We start from the raw sequence: 15,134 nt of genomic DNA, 5'->3' as shown, positions 1-15,134 counted from the left end.
TTAATGATTACGTTTTTATAGCTAATGCAAATAAGAATGATTTTTCTTTAATGATAACTTGATATTGTATAACATTAGTTCGCTGCACAGCGGAATAGCGTAAGCAGCCAATAAGATGAGCATATCAAGGGATCATTTCGAATGCAGAAGAAGCAGTTAGCAGTAGCGGTAGCCAGCCTGTTAAGTATCTCCTCGGTTCAAGCCACAACGCTTTATGATCAAGAAGGCACGAAGCTCGATATTTATGGGCGTATCGCAATGGGGATTGCGGGCGGTGGCCCTGAATTTGATAGCGCTGGTAATAAAGTCGATGATGGAGCGGAGTTCGTTGATGTTTACTCCCGTCTAGGGTTTCGAATGAGTCATGCCGTTACATCCGATCTAAACGCCTTTGGGCGCTTAGAGTGGCGATTTACCGGCGATGAACGAAATACCGACCAGGGGTTTAATGAAATTCGCCAGAGCTATATTGGCTTGGCTAGTAAGCAGTATGGAACGCTGCAAGCAGGTAACTTCGATAGCCTCTACTACCAATTTGTATCGGCCCCCTTTGATGTCTACCTCGACCGAGGCCTGCTTTTTAATTCAACCGGGCTACAGTCGCGAGGCGACTCAATTGGTTACTACACGCCCGAGCTGAACGGTTTCACCTCTTTCCTGCAAGTAAAGCACTACAGTGAGCGCGGATTAACGACTGCGGAGCAGAGTAGTGAGGGTGATGTCTTTGCCGTACAAGGCGGTATTCGCTATCAGCAAGGCCCGTTTAAAGTAGGCTTTGGCGCAGTGGAAAACGAAGCGCGTGGTGGCGGCAGCGGAAACGGTGAGATGCTATATGGCCTTATCGGTTCATACTCACTATCTGATCAGTTGTCAATGCGCTTAGGTATTGAAAGCCAAGACAATAGCGATACCGACGGAAAAGGGTTCGAAACGGTTGGTCTAGGTGGTACTTATTCAACAGGCCCCTGGGCATTTACCGCAGATTACTACAACGTCGACCGGGACGAAGGTGAAGAGAGCAACGCCTGGGCCGCGGGAGCTTACTATAAGGTTTCCAGCGCATTTGACGTGTTCGTAGAGCTAGCAGATGGCGATGCACCAAGCATGCGCAAAGAAAGTTCCGCAGACAGAACATACTGGCTAACAGGGGCGCGCTATCATTTTTAACGCCCTCTAAATGCGTTAAGAGTTACTTTGTTTATATTCAAAACGGTCACTTAAAGTGGCCGTTTTTTTTAACTTTCAATGGCCTCTTTTTTTACACGAAGAATGAATAAGTTGTACAAGAGCTGTCCATGTAGAGCCGCTGGCGGTATTCCCCTACAATGGGCGGCTGGCAAAAGTGCTTTGCGCTTATGCCAACCACTTTCATCCACCCAGAGAAGTAGGGCAAGGGAATGCGCCCGTCACAATCCCTGGGCGGTAGCGTGCCTTTTATTTGGAAATAACTATGTCGATATCTCAACGTTCAGTGGTCTCTCCAGCACGCATGCTGCTGGCAGCGCTGAGCTTAGCCGTGGTGAGTGGTTGTGCCTCGTACCCCTCCAGCTCAGCTCAGCAAGAAGCGCAATATGTATTGAATAACGACCCGGCCACCTTGCTGCAAGATGACAACCTCAACAGCTTTCTAACACAGGCGCCCGCAGGTGCCGTGATTAATGCTCCAGACAGCCCATGGGGTAATAATGTCGAGATTGTGGCTGACGCCGCCTACCTTGCCGCCAGTGGGCGCGAGTGTCGCAAGCTAAGAGTGGTAGCCGTCGACTCCAACAACGCGCGTTCTGCACTCGTCTGCAAAACACCCAATGGCTGGGTTAATCAACGCGTTGTGGCACAAACAACACAGGGGCGCAATTAATGAAAGTGACCACACTGCTTGACCGCGCTACGCTAAATCGTTCGTTAGCCGTCGCTTCCATTGCGATTGCCAGCGTCTTGGTAGCGCCCAGCACATGGGCGCAGGCGCTAAGCCTTTCCGACAGCATTCTACCTGAGCAGGCTAACCAGCAAGGCAACCTGCCGCAGCAAGAAGTCAACGATACGCCCCGAGCCAACTGGGATAGCGGCACATATGGCCCAGTTTCGCCGAACGTACAAGATCCCGATGTGCTACCGCCATTTGGCGCCAACTTATTCAGCGGCGGGTTTCGCGGTGCGATGGGCGATGGCCTCAACCCTGACTACCGGATTAAGCCCGGTGACCAAGTCACGGTTCGTGCCTGGGGCGCATTTGAACTTGATCGCGTGCTTCCCGTCGACGCCCAAGGAAATATTTTCATTCCTGGCTCAGGGCCGCTCAACGTAGAAGGGCAGAGCAGCCAACAGGTCGATGCCAGCGTGCGACAAGCCATTACCTCGGTATACCCAGATAACGTCCAGGTCTATACCAACCTGCAAGGCGTGCAGCCCGTAGCTGTCTACGTCACAGGCTATGTTGAAAACCCCGGCCGTTATGCGGGTACACCCAACGACTCACTGCTCTATTTTCTAGACCAGTCCGGCGGCATAGATCAAGACCTGGGCAGTTATCGCCAAATTCGTGTAATGCGCGACGGACGCAATGTCGCCACCGTCGACCTCTATGATTTCTTGATTAACGGCAATATACCCCGCCCACAATTTCAAGATGGCGATACCATCGTCGTTGAAGAGCGCGGCCCAGCAATTGCGGTAGGTGGAGATGTTCACCGTGAATACCGCTATGAAATGACCGGGAGCAGCTTAAGCGGCGCTGAACTGGTGAATCTGGCGCGGTTAAGAAGCGGTGTTTCACACGTTTTGCTACGTGGTGACCGTGAAGAAGGGCCTATTGCCCAATACTTCCCCATCGATATGTTTGCCGGTCAAACGATCCGCAGCGGCGACGAAGTGCTGTTCAGCTCAGATAAGCGCAGCGAAACCATCGTAGTGGAAGTAGAAGGCAGCTATTACGGCCCTTCACGGTACGCACTGCCGCGAGATGCTCGATTAAGCGAGCTGCTGGACGCCATCGCCGTGCCAGAAAACATGACCGCCGTGGAAAGCATCTCAATACAGCGTGAAAGTGTTAAAAAGCAGCAAGCGCAATCCCTTGAAGAGAGCTTACGCCGTCTAGAGACCACCTATCTAGGCGCGCCCTCCAGCACCAATGAAGAAGCGCAAATTCGTGTACAAGAAGCGGAGCTGATTCAGGACTTCATCTCCCGTGCCAGCGAGCTAGAACCCAGTGGCCGCTTAGTCGTCGCTTACGATGGGCGCATTTCCGATATTCGCCTGCAGGATGGCGATGTGGTCACTATTCCGGAAGTAAGTGACTCCATGCTAATCAGTGGTGAAGTGCTTGTGCCCCAAGCCGCTGTTTACCGCCCAGGTATGAGCGTCATTGATTACATTGAAGGCGCTGGCGGCTTCACCGAGCGTGCAGATGACGACCATATTCTTGTGGTACGTCAAAATGGCGCCGTCGAGAACGCCCGCAATGTTAATTTACGGCCAGGCGATGAAATCCTCGTGATGCCCGCGGCACCCACGCACAACCTTCAGCTAGCCTCCACGCTAACGCAGATCCTCTACCAGATCGCCGTAGCAACCAAAGTAGCGGTTGATCTGTAATAGGAGAAGGGTGAGGAGTTAGGGGGGGAGTGAAGAGTAAGGAGTGAGGGGGTGAAGAAAGTCCCTCTCACACCTCACAATTAACACCCCACCCCTCACGATTTACAACTTACCCCTCACAATTAACACCTCACCCCTTACACCTCACTTATTCAAGAAGTAGCGCTATGGATAACGTAAACGGTGGCCCACGGCGGAGCGCACGAACACCGTGGCAAGTCACGCGCAGCGTGTGGTACGCCATGTTCATGCGCGAAGCCATTTCGCGCACCATGTCAGACCGCATGGGCTGGTTCTGGATGATCTTCGAGCCAGTCGCCTTTACTGGCATTATGGTCGGAATTCGTAGTTTTGTTAGTGGTGATCGCCTGGTAGTGAATGCCGAATTTGTCCCCTGGATGATTGTGGGGCTAATGGGCTTTTTTCTAGTACGAGAAGGTATGTTGAGGGGGATGGGCGCCATTGAGGGTAATAAATCTCTGTTTGCTTACCGTCAAGTTCAACCCGTAGACCCCGTGCTAGTTCGTAACTTTTTAGAAGGCATGCTACGCAGTTTTATCTTCCTGCTTTTTATCGGCGGCGGGTTAATGCTGGGGTTGGAACTATACCCAGATAATGTCATTAGGGTGATGGCTGCTTGGCTTTCACTGTGGTGCCTTGGTTTGGGATTGGGGCTAATAACTTCCGTAGCCAATGCGCTTGTACCCGAAGTTGGGAGGGTAATACGTATGCTTTCGTTACCTCTCTTGATAATTTCAGGTGTAATTCTTCCATTGAACTCTTTGCCCCACTGGTTGCTGGAATACTTGATGCTTAACCCTATCCCGCATGGTCTTGAAACGTTGCGCCTGGGGTTCTTTGACAAGTACCAAGTCGTAACGGGCACCAGCATGCTCTATTTCTGGCTATTTACACTCACCTTAATCGCCCTGGGGCTGTTGATGCACCTGCGCTTTATTGATCGTTTGAAGGCACAATAAACTATGCAACGTTCTTTCCGTCATTTTGTTAAAACATCGCCACACTGGGCCGTGGCGATAATCGCGATTGCTTTAGTCTCGTTTTATTGGTTTGTATGGGCGGAGGAACGCTATGTATCCCGCGCAACCGTAGTGTTAGAAAGCCCCCAGGTCGCTACGCCGGAATTTAGCCTATCGTCAATTATGGGCAGCGGTGGAGGTGGTAATACTCACGATTTATTACTGCTGCGTGAGCACTTACTCTCAGTCGATATGCTGCGCTTGATAGATGAGCAACTCAATTTTCGTGAACACTATGCCGAGCATGGAGATATCTTCGCCAAGCTGCATAACCGCGATGCCCCCATTGAAGATCTGCACCAATATTACCTGCGCCGGGTAGAGGTAGAGCTGGATGAGTACGCAGGTGTATTGAATATTCGTGTACAAGCATATACGCCTGAGTTTGCTCATGACGTGGCCACGCTGCTACTTGAAGCAGGTGAAGACCATATGAATGAAATGGGGCACCGTCTAGCAGATGAGCAGGTGAAATTTTTAGAACAGCAAATGGTTCGACTTGAAGAGCGCTTCGAAGAGACCCGGGCCAAGCTGCTTGAATTCCAAAACGAATATGGTTTGGTTTCTCCAACCGCAACGGTGGAAAATATTAACCAAGTGGTGGCAACACTTGAGGCTGATCTAGCCCGCCTGCAAGCGCAGCGCAGTGCACTAGCCAGCTTCCAAAGCTCCCAGTCTTCTGAACTGCGCCAAGTCGAGCGTAATATCACCGCATTACGCGACCAAATTATTGAGCAGCGTGATCGAATCGCCCAAGCTTCAGGCGACTCGCTCAACAGTGTTTCTGCGCAATATGAAACACTAGAACTGCAGGCACAGTTCGCCCAGGAAACCTACTCAAGTGCACTGGCGGCGTTAGAAAACACCCGCTTGGAAGCTGCCCGCCAGCTCAAGCAGGTAAGCATACTGCAAAGCCCGCTATTCCCGGAGTACCCCACAGAACCCAACCGGCTCTACAACAGCAGCGTATTCGCCATCATCACCATCTTCCTCGCCTTTATCTTCAGCATGCTGATGATGATCATCAAAGATCACCGCGATTAAGGTTGGGTGAGGGGTGAATGGTGAATCGTGAGGGGGGATCGTGAAGGGTGAATGGTACGAAACGATTCACCATTTACCACTCACGATTCACATTTTTGTAGCGCGTGGTAACGAAGAACGCGAGTTCAGCGAGCGTTCGTAGGCGCCCGCGGGAGGCGTCGGAACGACGCCCAACGGCACATAACCAAAACCCCGGCACCGCTCCGCGCTGCTCCCGCGGGTGTTGATGCAGTGATCCAAACTAAGTATGTAGTTTGAGAATATGTATAGTCATCGTTTCAAGGTAGATATTTACATAACACGCCATGCCAGTGAGCGTATGGCTGCTCGAAATATCACAGAAAGTGAACTGCTAGAATTGATAGAGCGGGGAACAGTAAAGTACAAAGATGCTACGCGGTTTTGGATAGCGATACATTTTGAAAATCGCCAAGACAACCTTTTGTCTGTCGCAGCTGTCTTAGAAGACAAACTGGTTGTCAAAACCGTTATGCATCACTTTGAGTGGGAGGATAAGTAATGCGTACAACCTACGATGAAGTGGATGACATTCTAGTTCTGCATCTTTCAGATAAACGTACGGTTAAAGAAATTTCTCAAGACTGGAATACGCATATTAGTTACGCGGAAGATGGCACAATTACTGAAATTGTCATCCTTGACGCTTCTAAGCAGGGGGCATGGCCGCTCTTAAAGAGCCAAGCAGCGTAACCAAACCCCGGCACCGCTCCGCGCTGCTCCCGCGGGTGCGCCTGAGGCTTACCACGCGCTACTAAATCACGCATGCACAGAACATGGTGGAAGCACGACCAACGGCACACAACCAACCCCGGCACCGCTTCGCGCTGCTTTCGCGGGTGCGCCTGGGGCTTACCACGCGCTACTAAATCGCGCATGCACAGAACATTGTGGAAGCACGACCCGTAGCGCGTGGTAACGAGAAAGCGAGTTCAGCGAGCTTTTGAGGCACCCGCGGGAGGCGTCGGAACGACGCCCAATGGCACGTAACCAAACCCCCGGCACCGCTCCGCGCTGCTCTCGCGGGTGCGCCTGAGGCTTACCACGCGCTACTAAATCACGCACGCACATGACCTTGTGGAAGCACGACCCGTAGCGCGTGGTAACGAGAAAGCGAGTTCAGCGAGCGTTCGTGGGCACCCGCGAAAGGCGTCGGAACGACGCCCAAGGGCACATAACCAACCCCAGCACCGCCCCACACTGCGACCGCGGGTTCGCTGAAGCCAAACGCCTCACACCTCACAATTCACCACTAACGGTTTACCAATGCTCGAAATAATTCACCATGGCGGGGCCACTGGGGTAACTGGCAGCTGTCACCAACTGCTACTCAATCGACACGAATCCCTACTGGTGGATTGTGGCCTCTTCCAAGGGGAAGACGCCGCGGAAGACAGCTTCGAGCAGCTGCAAATTGAATTCGATATCAGCACCGTTAAGGCGCTCATCATTACCCACGTCCATATTGACCACGTGGGCAGGCTGCCTTACTTACTGGCGGCGGGTTTCGCCGGCCCGATTATCTGCTCGATCCCCACGGCCAAGCTGCTGCCCCTGGTGATTGAAGATGCGCTAAAAATTGGCTTCACCCGCAACGCCCAACTGATCGAACGCTTTCAAGCGCAGCTCGAAAAGCAAATCGTGAGCGTGCCCTATGGCAAATGGCACAACATAGGCAGGGTAAGCGAAGTAAGCGGCCACACCGGCGCTAGCGCAGGCACGACTGAAAACGCAGGGATAGGTGAAGGCACAGGCACCACACGGGTAAAACTAAAACGGGCAGGGCACATTCTAGGTTCCAGCTACGTTGAAGTGAGCTACCAGGATGCTGAGACCGGTGAAAAAGAGCGCATCGTATTCTCCGGCGATTTAGGCGCCCCATACGCACCGCTACTACCTGCGCCTAAATCCCCCTACGGCTGCGACCAACTGGTACTCGAAAGCACCTATGGCAACCGCCAACACCCAGACCGCCGCCAGCGCCGCGCCACCCTAAAAGCCGCCGTAGAGCAAGCACTCACTAACGGTGGCACGGTGATGGTGCCTGCGTTCAGTATCGGCCGCACCCAAGAGCTGCTCTACGAGCTAGAAACCATTATTCATCAAGCGCGCTCACCGCAATGGCAGTCACTGGAAATCATTGTCGACTCACCGCTAGCTGCGCGTTTTACAAAGGTTTACCGCGAGCTAAAACCCTACTGGGATAAAGAAGCCCAAGGCCGCCTGCGCAGTGGCCGCCATCCACTTAACTTCGCCAATATCTACACCGTGGATAGCCACGCAGAGCACGAACAAACCGTTGAATATCTGGCCAAAACAGGCCGCCCAGCGCTAGTGATTGCCGCCAGCGGCATGTGTGCAGGCGGGCGAATCATGAACTACCTAAAAGCCATGCTCGGCGATGAACGCCACCAAGTGTTGCTCGTGGGCTACCAAGGCGCAGGCACCCCCGGGCGGGACATACAGCAATACGGCCCCCAGGGCGGCTGGGTATCTATCGACGGCGAACGCTTTGATATAAAGGCAGGCGTAACCTCCATCAGCGGCTATTCAGCCCACGCCGACCAAAAAGACCTGCTCAACTTCGTAAAACGCATGCGCCGCTGGCCCCACACCATCCGCCTGGTACACGGCGAACAAACCGCCCGCGCAGCGCTCAAAGTTGAACTCGAAAGCCTCTATAAACGCAAAGGCAGAAGTGTAACGGTAAGGAGTTAGTTGATAGCAGTGAGGTGTTCCCCCTCACAAGCGAAGCGCTAACCCCTTACCCTTCACAAAAAAACCAATGATCGAAATACGTAATCTCTACAAACGCTACCACAACCACCACGGCAGCGATTGGGTGCTTAAAGACATCAATCTGACGATCCCCAAAGGAGTGAGCGTCGGGTTGATTGGTGCCAACGGTGCGGGTAAATCCACGCTGCTGCGTTTAATTGCCGGTATGGATAGTCCTGAGCGCGGCGAAGTGATTCGCCACAGCCGGGTTTCATGGCCCGTAGGGTTAGCGGGGGGCATGCAAAATAATATGACAGGGCGGCAAAACGTTAAATTTGTCGCTCGGGTGCAAGGTTCTTCTCCCCAGGAAGTACAGCGTGTTATTCAATTTGTAGAAGAGTTCGCTGAGATTGGAGAGGCGTTTGATGAGCCGGTGCGCACCTACTCTTCCGGTATGCGTTCAAGAATATCCTTTGGGCTTTCCCTCGCCTTTGATTTTGATATTTATATCTCCGACGAAGCGACGGCGGTGGGTGACAGAGCTTTCAAAGAAAAAGCTAAAGCTTTATTCCAGTCTAAAGTAGGTGAAGCCTCGCTGATTATGGTTTCCCACTCGGAAGGTATCTTAAAAGATTTATGTTCCGCTGGCCTGTACCTGAATGAAGGCACCGCGCATTGGTACGATAATATCAAGGATGCAATTAAGGCCTACCACGACGATATAGATAAACATAAAACTGTTTCAACGGTGGAGGAAGTTAAGCAACCGGAGCCAGTGTCGAAGATTGACCCCAACTTGCCTCAAGACATAGCTGGTGCTGAAAAACATCTTCAGCAATGCCGCGTTAAATTAAAAGAAGCAAAACGATCTCTCGATGTCGCCAAAACAGAAAAACTGTTACCGCTATATCTAGACCAAATAGCGAAAGATATACCGAAAAGAGAACGCCAAGTCGCACATGCGATCCAGCATTTAGAGGCACTAAAGCAAGCCTCCCCGCATGTGGAAATGTAAAAAATGATGAAACGAAAGGCTTAACAGTGATGAAGCAGAAAACATTTTTAATTACCGGTGGAGCCGGGTTTATCGGTTCAGCGGTAGTGCGTGAGCTTATTCAAAACTCAGCTCACCATGTGGTGAACGTAGACAAGCTGACCTACGCAGGCAATTTAGAATCTCTGGCAAATGTTGAAACAAGCGAGCGCTACACCTTTGCTCAAGCCGATATTTGCGATGCCGCTGCCATGCAGCAACTGTTCGAACAGCACCAGCCTGATGTAGTCATGCACTTAGCAGCAGAGAGCCATGTTGACCGCTCTATTGACGGCCCGGCAGAGTTTATCCAAACCAATGTGGTTGGTACCGCTGTACTCCTAGAAGCCGCCCGTAGTTACTGGAAAGAGCTGCAGCTGCAAGATACCGCCAAAGCCGAAGCGTTTCGTTTTCACCATATCTCCACTGATGAAGTGTATGGCGATTTAGAAGGCACGGATGATTTATTTACCGAAGAAACGTCCTACGCGCCCAGCTCGCCTTATTCGGCAAGTAAAGCCAGTTCTGATCACTTAGTGCGCGCCTGGCAGCGTACTTATGGCATGCCTACGCTGGTGACCAACTGCTCGAATAACTACGGCCCGTTCCACTTTCCGGAAAAACTTATCCCGTTGATGATTCTTAACGCGCTAGCCGGTAAGCCGCTTCCCGTGTACGGCAATGGGCAGCAGATCCGCGACTGGCTGTATGTAGAAGACCACGCCCGCGCATTGATCAAAGTAGCCACAGAAGGGCAGGTAGGCGAGACCTACAACATCGGTGGCCACAACGAGAAAGCCAACCTCACCGTGGTAGAAACGCTGTGTGATCTTCTTCAAGAGCTGGTGCCCCAGGAAACCTCTTACCGGGATCTGATTACCTTCGTCACCGATCGCCCCGGTCATGACGTCCGCTATGCCATCGACGCCAGCAAAATCGAACGCGAGCTAGGCTGGGTGCCAGAAGAAACCTTTGAAACCGGCCTGCGTAAAACAGTGCAGTGGTACCTCGCCAACGAAACCTGGTGGAAACGCGTACAAGACGGCAGCTACCAAGGCCAACGCCTAGGGAATGTATAGAATTGTACAAGCGCCCGAGTTGTTAGTTTTTCGTAGCGCGGCGTAAGCGTTAGCGCACCCGCGACGGCGGCCCGGCACGAAAACAGCGCGAAGCGGTGCCACATGCACTAGCTTCCTGCGTGTATGAAAAGGATTCCTCCAATGAATATCTTCATCACCGGCGGCAACGGTCAAGTCGGCTTTGAACTCCAGCGCCAATTTGCCCTGTTCGGCAATATCCTGGCCCCTACACGCCAAGAGCTCGACTTAACCAACACCCAAGCGGTTGACACCTATTTAGCTGAGCACCAGCCAGCACTGATCCTCAACGCTGCCGCTTACACAGCGGTCGATAAAGCCGAAAGCGAACCAGAGCAAGCCAAACGCCTCAATGCCGAGCTGCCAGCACAGTTAGCTGAGTACGCTGCCAAGCACACCATTGCGCTGGTGCACTACTCAACCGACTACGTCTACCCAGGTGATGGTGAAACACCCTGGCAGGAAGATAGCCCCACAGAGCCGCACAGTGTATACGGCCAGACTAAGCTGGAAGGCGACCAGGCGGTTGCCCAAAGTGGCTGCCAACACCTGATTTTCCGCACCAGCTGGGTATACGCTGCACGCGGCAACAACTTTATGAAAACCATGCTGCGTTTAAGCCGTGAGCGCGATGTACTTAGCATCGTCAACGACCAAATAGGCGCACCCACACCCGCACGCCTAATCGCCCAGGCCACCGCACTAGCATTCACTACTCACAATTCACCACTCACCATTCACATCCCCTCAGGCATCTACCACCTGGCGCCAAGAGGGGAAACCAGCTGGCACGGGTTCGCATGCGAAATTTTTGAGCAGGCACGCAAAGCAGGAGAAACGCTTGCTATTAAGCCGCAAGGCGCAGCGGGCATTCCCACCGCTGAGTATCCAACGCCTGCACAACGGCCTCTAAACTCACGAATGAACCTGAGTAAACTTGAAGCTGCCCTTGGTGTCACACTACCGACCTGGCAAAACCAGCTAGCGCTAACGTTGAAAGAGTTCTGTGAGGAGTGAGGAGTAAATGGCGTTCAGTTCTGATTTGTTAAACCGGTTTACACCTCACACCTCTCATCTTCCAATTATATATTCACGGATGACTGACTATGAACACCTCTCAGCTCACACCTAACTCTTCACAAAGAAAGGGCATTATTCTTGCCGGAGGATCTGGCACCCGTTTACACCCCATCACGCGTGGTGTCTCAAAGCAGCTGCTGCCTGTCTATGACAAGCCGATGATCTATTACCCGGTTTCTGTCTTAATGCTGGCCGGTATTCGAGAGATCCTAATCATCTCGACGCCTGAAGACCTGCCGCAGTATAAAAGCTTGCTAGGTAATGGCGACGACTTTGGTGTTCAGTTTGAATACGCCGAACAACCAAGCCCTGACGGTCTGGCACAAGCCTTTATTATTGGCGAAGAGTTCATTGGTGACAGCCCCGTTTGCCTTGTGTTGGGCGACAATATTTACCATGGTCAGCACTTTTCAGAGCAACTGAAACGTGCCAGTGCACACGCCACAGGGGCCAGTGTATTTGGTTACCTTGTTAAAGACCCAGAGCGTTTTGGCGTTGTAGAGTTTGATGAGAGTGGCAAAGCCATCTCTATCGAAGAGAAGCCTAAGAAGCCAAAATCGGCTTATGCGGTCACAGGGCTGTATTTTTACGACAATGACGTTGTCGAAATTGCTAAACAGGTCGAGCCTTCCGAGCGTGGCGAGCTGGAAATCACCAGTGTGAATAATGCTTACCTGGAGCGCGGCGATTTGCGCGTAGAGCGTTTAGGCCGTGGTTTTGCCTGGCTTGATACCGGCACTCACGACAGCCTTCTAGAAGCCAGTCAATACGTACAAACCATAGAGCACCGCCAAGGCCTGAAGATCGCCTGCTTGGAAGAGATTGCCTGGCAGCAGGGCTGGATCAGCGATGAGCGCCTAAGTGAGCTTGCTAAACCGCTTTCCAAGACTCAGTACGGCCAATATCTCCAGCGCTTACTCAATCAGAAGTCCGAAAAGTAAAAAGTCGCCACTAGGAACACCGAATTTCTGCCACGGAAAACACAGCAAGCACGGATCAAAAACCAAACATTGAGGTTTGCTCATATCCGTGTTGTCAGTGAGTGTCCGTGGCTACCATTTGCTGCTGGCCAGGCAAGCCCATACCATATTGAACGACTGAATATATCCGGAGTTAACATATTATGCCGTTGGTAATTTATTTAGGTCTGCACGCAATCACGCGTGAGCCAGCGTTGATATTGCCATCAGAGCAAAAGCAAATAACCTTAGCGACGCTAAAAGTAAATGATACAGCGGCCCCTCTCAATAAAGCTGATAGCGGGCAGCAGAAAGGCGAGCATGTTGAAAGACATAACAGCCATGTGCTGCTTCTTGAAACTCTCTCGGAAGATGCTACCCGCCCTATTAAGCAATGGCTTCAACAAAAGGCGACACAGCACGTTACGCTGGTATGGTTAAAGCCAGTGCCCTATATCGCCGCTAAACTAGCGGAGGGGGAAGACGCAGAAAGCACGCTTCAAGCATGGCAGCAAATGGCGAATGCCACACTCAACTTATTCCGGCAACATCGTCGGCAAGTGACACTTATTGGTGCTGATGTTGGAGGAGTACCGCCAAAGCGGGATAAAGTAGCGCTGTTAACACTACCACCTGCAAAACATGCACCGTTATTTACCTCGGCTGCCAGCCAGCTATTAGCGACTAACAGTGCGATGCAAGAAACGGCTGCCCACCTTTGCGCTAGTAGCACCTGTGTATACTCTCAGGTGGAGAGTGGGATAGATCAAGTAGTTAATACGCTGCGTGATCATCAAAAAAACAGCCAGCGGATTAACGACCTTGAACAGCAGCTTAGTGCTGAAAAAGAGGCGCACCAGAAAAACCAGCAACAAGTAGCAGCTCAAAGCCAAGAACTTACTAGCGTAAATGAAGAAAACGACTTGTTTATCGCAGAGCTGCACTGTGTTCAGGAGCTATTAGAAAGCAAACTCATCGAGCGAGAGGAGCTAGTGAAACAGCGCGATGATGTAAGAAATCATTACGAAATTGCCATACAGCAGCGAAATAACGCGTTACAGCAACTCGATCAACGGTTTACGCAACTACAGCAGCTTCACCTTGAAGTCAAAAAATATCAAGCTGAGCAAAAAAAACTCACTTCTCGAATAGATCGCTACCAGACACAGCTCAACGTACAGAAAGAAGAGTTTCAGCAAGCGCTGCAAGAACAAAGCACCTGGCTAACGTGGGTTCGGCGTAATGCGGCTCACTATAGTGCGGCCGCCTATAAGCATAGCCGTTCGCACCGTAAAACACTGAAACAGCAGGCTGCATTGGTGCAAGCTAGTCAGCACTTCGATAAACAGTGGTACTTAGAGCAGTACCCTGATATTGCTAATAGTACGATGAACCCAGTGGAGCATTACCTGAAGTTTGGGGTATTAGAAGCTCGCAATCCAAGCCCGAATTTTGATACTAAGTTCTACATTACCCAAAACCCAGATATTGCTGAGGGGGGCTACCAACCCCTGTTGCACTATATACAGCATGGCCAAATGGAACATCGTCAAACCAAGCTAGAGCAGCTACAGCTATCTTCGCCACAGCAAGCGCCTGAAGAAGCTTCTGGTGGCGAAGATGCACAAGCATCTCAGGAAGCTAAATAATGCCTGAAGCCACTACTCCCATACTTGTGCACATCAACTTTATTACCGCCCAAGACGATGACGCGTGTTGTACGAATATATACTCTCAGAATGGAACATCTGGAAGCTGGCATACATTACTAAAAATACTGGAAGTCCAAGGTTAGTTGCACTCACTGGATAAGTTATGAGTGCACGCCAGCCCAGAACGTTTATACGTCGACAAGCCAAGCTGTTAGCCACCTGCCAACCGTTAGGTGTTAGAAGCTAGCAGCTTTCTAAGCCATCATTAAAAGTACACAACGCTATGAACTACGAAAAACTCGCCATTCCCGACGTAGTCCTGTTCACCCCCAGCGTATTTGGCGATGAGCGGGGCTTCTTCATGGAAACCTTTCGCCAAAGCGAATTTGAAACCCACTGTGGTAACTACCAATTCGTTCAAGACAACCATAGCAAGTCCGTTCAAGGTATTTTGCGCGGCCTGCACTACCAGTATCAGCAGCCCCAAGGAAAATTAGTGCGCGTTACCCAAGGCGAAGTATTCGATGTGGCCGTTGATATGCGCAAAAGCTCGCCCACTTTTGGGCATTGGGTAGGAGTAACCTTAAGCGAAGAGAATAAGCAACTGCTATGGGTACCGCCAGGGTTTGCACATGGTTTTTACGTCACCAGCGATCAAGCTGAGTTTCAGTATAAATGTACTGATTACTACGCTCCAGGCGACGAAGTGAGTATTCGCTGGGATGATCCCGATCTCGCGATTGAGTGGCCACTAATAGATGGAAAAGCGCCTCAGTTATCTGATAAAGATGCCGGTGGTGTAGCGCTTAGCGAAGCACCCCAATTCACTTCAGTAGGAGCCAATACTCGATGCCCCGGGTAATCTATCTTGGCCTTTTTGCGTTGCCAGAACATACGCCGAT

The 15,134-nt window shown here is 51.4% G+C and carries 14 protein-coding genes; all 14 read left to right on the top strand.

Translation table 11 applies throughout. The features are described 5' to 3' along the window. The first annotated feature begins 141 nt into the window (after positions 1 to 141). A complete protein-coding gene (locus E0L35_RS14170; RefSeq protein WP_138800616.1) occupies positions 142 to 1,167 on the top strand; it encodes a porin in 1,026 nt (341 codons plus the stop codon). A 283-nt stretch (positions 1,168 to 1,450) separates the two neighbouring features. Next, entirely contained in the window at positions 1,451 to 1,858 is a 408-nt protein-coding gene (locus E0L35_RS14165) for a DVU3141 family protein (protein ID WP_138800615.1), read from the top strand. Beyond that, positions 1,858 to 3,591, top strand: coding sequence for a polysaccharide biosynthesis/export family protein (locus tag E0L35_RS14160; protein ID WP_138800614.1), 1,734 nt, complete (start codon positions 1,858 to 1,860; stop codon positions 3,589 to 3,591). The genes E0L35_RS14165 and E0L35_RS14160 overlap by 1 nt, the downstream gene beginning before the upstream one ends. Positions 3,592 to 3,758: 167 nt before the next feature. After that, positions 3,759 to 4,571: an ABC transporter permease gene (locus E0L35_RS14155; protein ID WP_138800613.1), complete on the top strand. Its 813-nt coding sequence runs from the start codon at positions 3,759 to 3,761 to the stop codon at positions 4,569 to 4,571. Positions 4,572 to 4,574: 3 nt separating this feature from the next. Beyond that, the gene (locus E0L35_RS14150) at positions 4,575 to 5,675 is read left to right on the top strand and encodes a chain-length determining protein (RefSeq protein WP_041157940.1); all 1,101 of its coding nucleotides are present in this window, start codon (positions 4,575 to 4,577) and stop codon (positions 5,673 to 5,675) included. A 262-nt stretch (positions 5,676 to 5,937) separates the two neighbouring features. Further along, positions 5,938 to 6,195: a DUF4258 domain-containing protein gene (locus E0L35_RS14145; RefSeq protein ID WP_138800612.1), complete on the top strand. Its 258-nt coding sequence runs from the start codon at positions 5,938 to 5,940 to the stop codon at positions 6,193 to 6,195. Then, a complete protein-coding gene (locus E0L35_RS14140) occupies positions 6,195 to 6,386 on the top strand; it encodes a DUF2283 domain-containing protein (protein WP_138800611.1) in 192 nt (63 codons plus the stop codon). Before E0L35_RS14145 ends, E0L35_RS14140 begins: the two co-directional genes overlap by 1 nt. Before the next feature lie 573 nt (positions 6,387 to 6,959). Next, positions 6,960 to 8,411, top strand: a complete 1,452-nt coding sequence (locus tag E0L35_RS14135) for an MBL fold metallo-hydrolase (RefSeq protein WP_138800610.1) — start codon at positions 6,960 to 6,962, stop codon at positions 8,409 to 8,411. A 67-nt stretch (positions 8,412 to 8,478) separates the two neighbouring features. Continuing rightward, the gene (locus tag E0L35_RS14130) at positions 8,479 to 9,426 is read left to right on the top strand and encodes an ABC transporter ATP-binding protein (protein ID WP_138800609.1); all 948 of its coding nucleotides are present in this window, start codon (positions 8,479 to 8,481) and stop codon (positions 9,424 to 9,426) included. A gap of 29 nt (positions 9,427 to 9,455) precedes the next feature. After that, the gene (gene rfbB, locus E0L35_RS14125) at positions 9,456 to 10,523 is read left to right on the top strand and encodes a dTDP-glucose 4,6-dehydratase (protein ID WP_138800608.1); all 1,068 of its coding nucleotides are present in this window, start codon (positions 9,456 to 9,458) and stop codon (positions 10,521 to 10,523) included. Positions 10,524 to 10,664: 141 nt separating this feature from the next. Further along, the gene (gene rfbD, locus E0L35_RS14120; protein ID WP_138800607.1) at positions 10,665 to 11,558 is read left to right on the top strand and encodes a dTDP-4-dehydrorhamnose reductase; all 894 of its coding nucleotides are present in this window, start codon (positions 10,665 to 10,667) and stop codon (positions 11,556 to 11,558) included. An 89-nt stretch (positions 11,559 to 11,647) separates the two neighbouring features. Next, positions 11,648 to 12,562: a glucose-1-phosphate thymidylyltransferase RfbA gene (gene rfbA / locus E0L35_RS14115; RefSeq protein WP_101148425.1), complete on the top strand. Its 915-nt coding sequence runs from the start codon at positions 11,648 to 11,650 to the stop codon at positions 12,560 to 12,562. A 182-nt stretch (positions 12,563 to 12,744) separates the two neighbouring features. Further along, on the top strand, positions 12,745 to 14,229 hold the full coding sequence (locus tag E0L35_RS14110; RefSeq protein ID WP_101148424.1) for a hypothetical protein: 1,485 nt from the start codon (positions 12,745 to 12,747) through the stop codon (positions 14,227 to 14,229). 286 nt (positions 14,230 to 14,515) lie between these two features. Next, entirely contained in the window at positions 14,516 to 15,094 is a 579-nt protein-coding gene (rfbC, locus tag E0L35_RS14105; RefSeq protein ID WP_138800606.1) for a dTDP-4-dehydrorhamnose 3,5-epimerase, read from the top strand. Positions 15,095 to 15,134: the final 40 nt, after the last annotated feature.

This window comes from Halomonas sp. ATBC28 (genome assembly GCF_005937175.1).
GTDB classification, from domain to species: Bacteria; Pseudomonadota; Gammaproteobacteria; order Pseudomonadales; family Halomonadaceae; genus Vreelandella; species Vreelandella titanicae.
This window is presented reverse-complemented; position numbering and strand designations above follow the sequence as displayed.

Bases quoted from the DNA above. Each gene is read 5' to 3' on its own strand.
- E0L35_RS14165 (WP_138800615.1), top strand. From the start codon at position 1,451: ATGTCGATATCTCAACGTTCAGTGGTCTCTCCAGCACGCATGCTGCTG.
- E0L35_RS14160 (WP_138800614.1), top strand. From the start codon at position 1,858: ATGAAAGTGACCACACTGCTTGACCGCGCTACGCTAAATCGTTCGTTA.
- E0L35_RS14150 (WP_041157940.1), top strand. From the start codon at position 4,575: ATGCAACGTTCTTTCCGTCATTTTGTTAAAACATCGCCACACTGGGCC.
- E0L35_RS14140 (WP_138800611.1), top strand. From the start codon at position 6,195: ATGCGTACAACCTACGATGAAGTGGATGACATTCTAGTTCTGCATCTT.
- rfbB (WP_138800608.1), top strand. From the start codon at position 9,456: ATGAAGCAGAAAACATTTTTAATTACCGGTGGAGCCGGGTTTATCGGT.
- E0L35_RS14130 (WP_138800609.1), top strand. From the start codon at position 8,479: ATGATCGAAATACGTAATCTCTACAAACGCTACCACAACCACCACGGC.
- rfbC (WP_138800606.1), top strand. From the start codon at position 14,516: ATGAACTACGAAAAACTCGCCATTCCCGACGTAGTCCTGTTCACCCCC.
- E0L35_RS14135 (WP_138800610.1), top strand. From the start codon at position 6,960: ATGCTCGAAATAATTCACCATGGCGGGGCCACTGGGGTAACTGGCAGC.
- E0L35_RS14170 (WP_138800616.1), top strand. From the start codon at position 142: ATGCAGAAGAAGCAGTTAGCAGTAGCGGTAGCCAGCCTGTTAAGTATC.
- E0L35_RS14155 (WP_138800613.1), top strand. From the start codon at position 3,759: ATGGATAACGTAAACGGTGGCCCACGGCGGAGCGCACGAACACCGTGG.
- E0L35_RS14145 (WP_138800612.1), top strand. From the start codon at position 5,938: ATGTATAGTCATCGTTTCAAGGTAGATATTTACATAACACGCCATGCC.
- rfbA (WP_101148425.1), top strand. From the start codon at position 11,648: ATGAACACCTCTCAGCTCACACCTAACTCTTCACAAAGAAAGGGCATT.
- rfbD (WP_138800607.1), top strand. From the start codon at position 10,665: ATGAATATCTTCATCACCGGCGGCAACGGTCAAGTCGGCTTTGAACTC.
- E0L35_RS14110 (WP_101148424.1), top strand. From the start codon at position 12,745: ATGCCGTTGGTAATTTATTTAGGTCTGCACGCAATCACGCGTGAGCCA.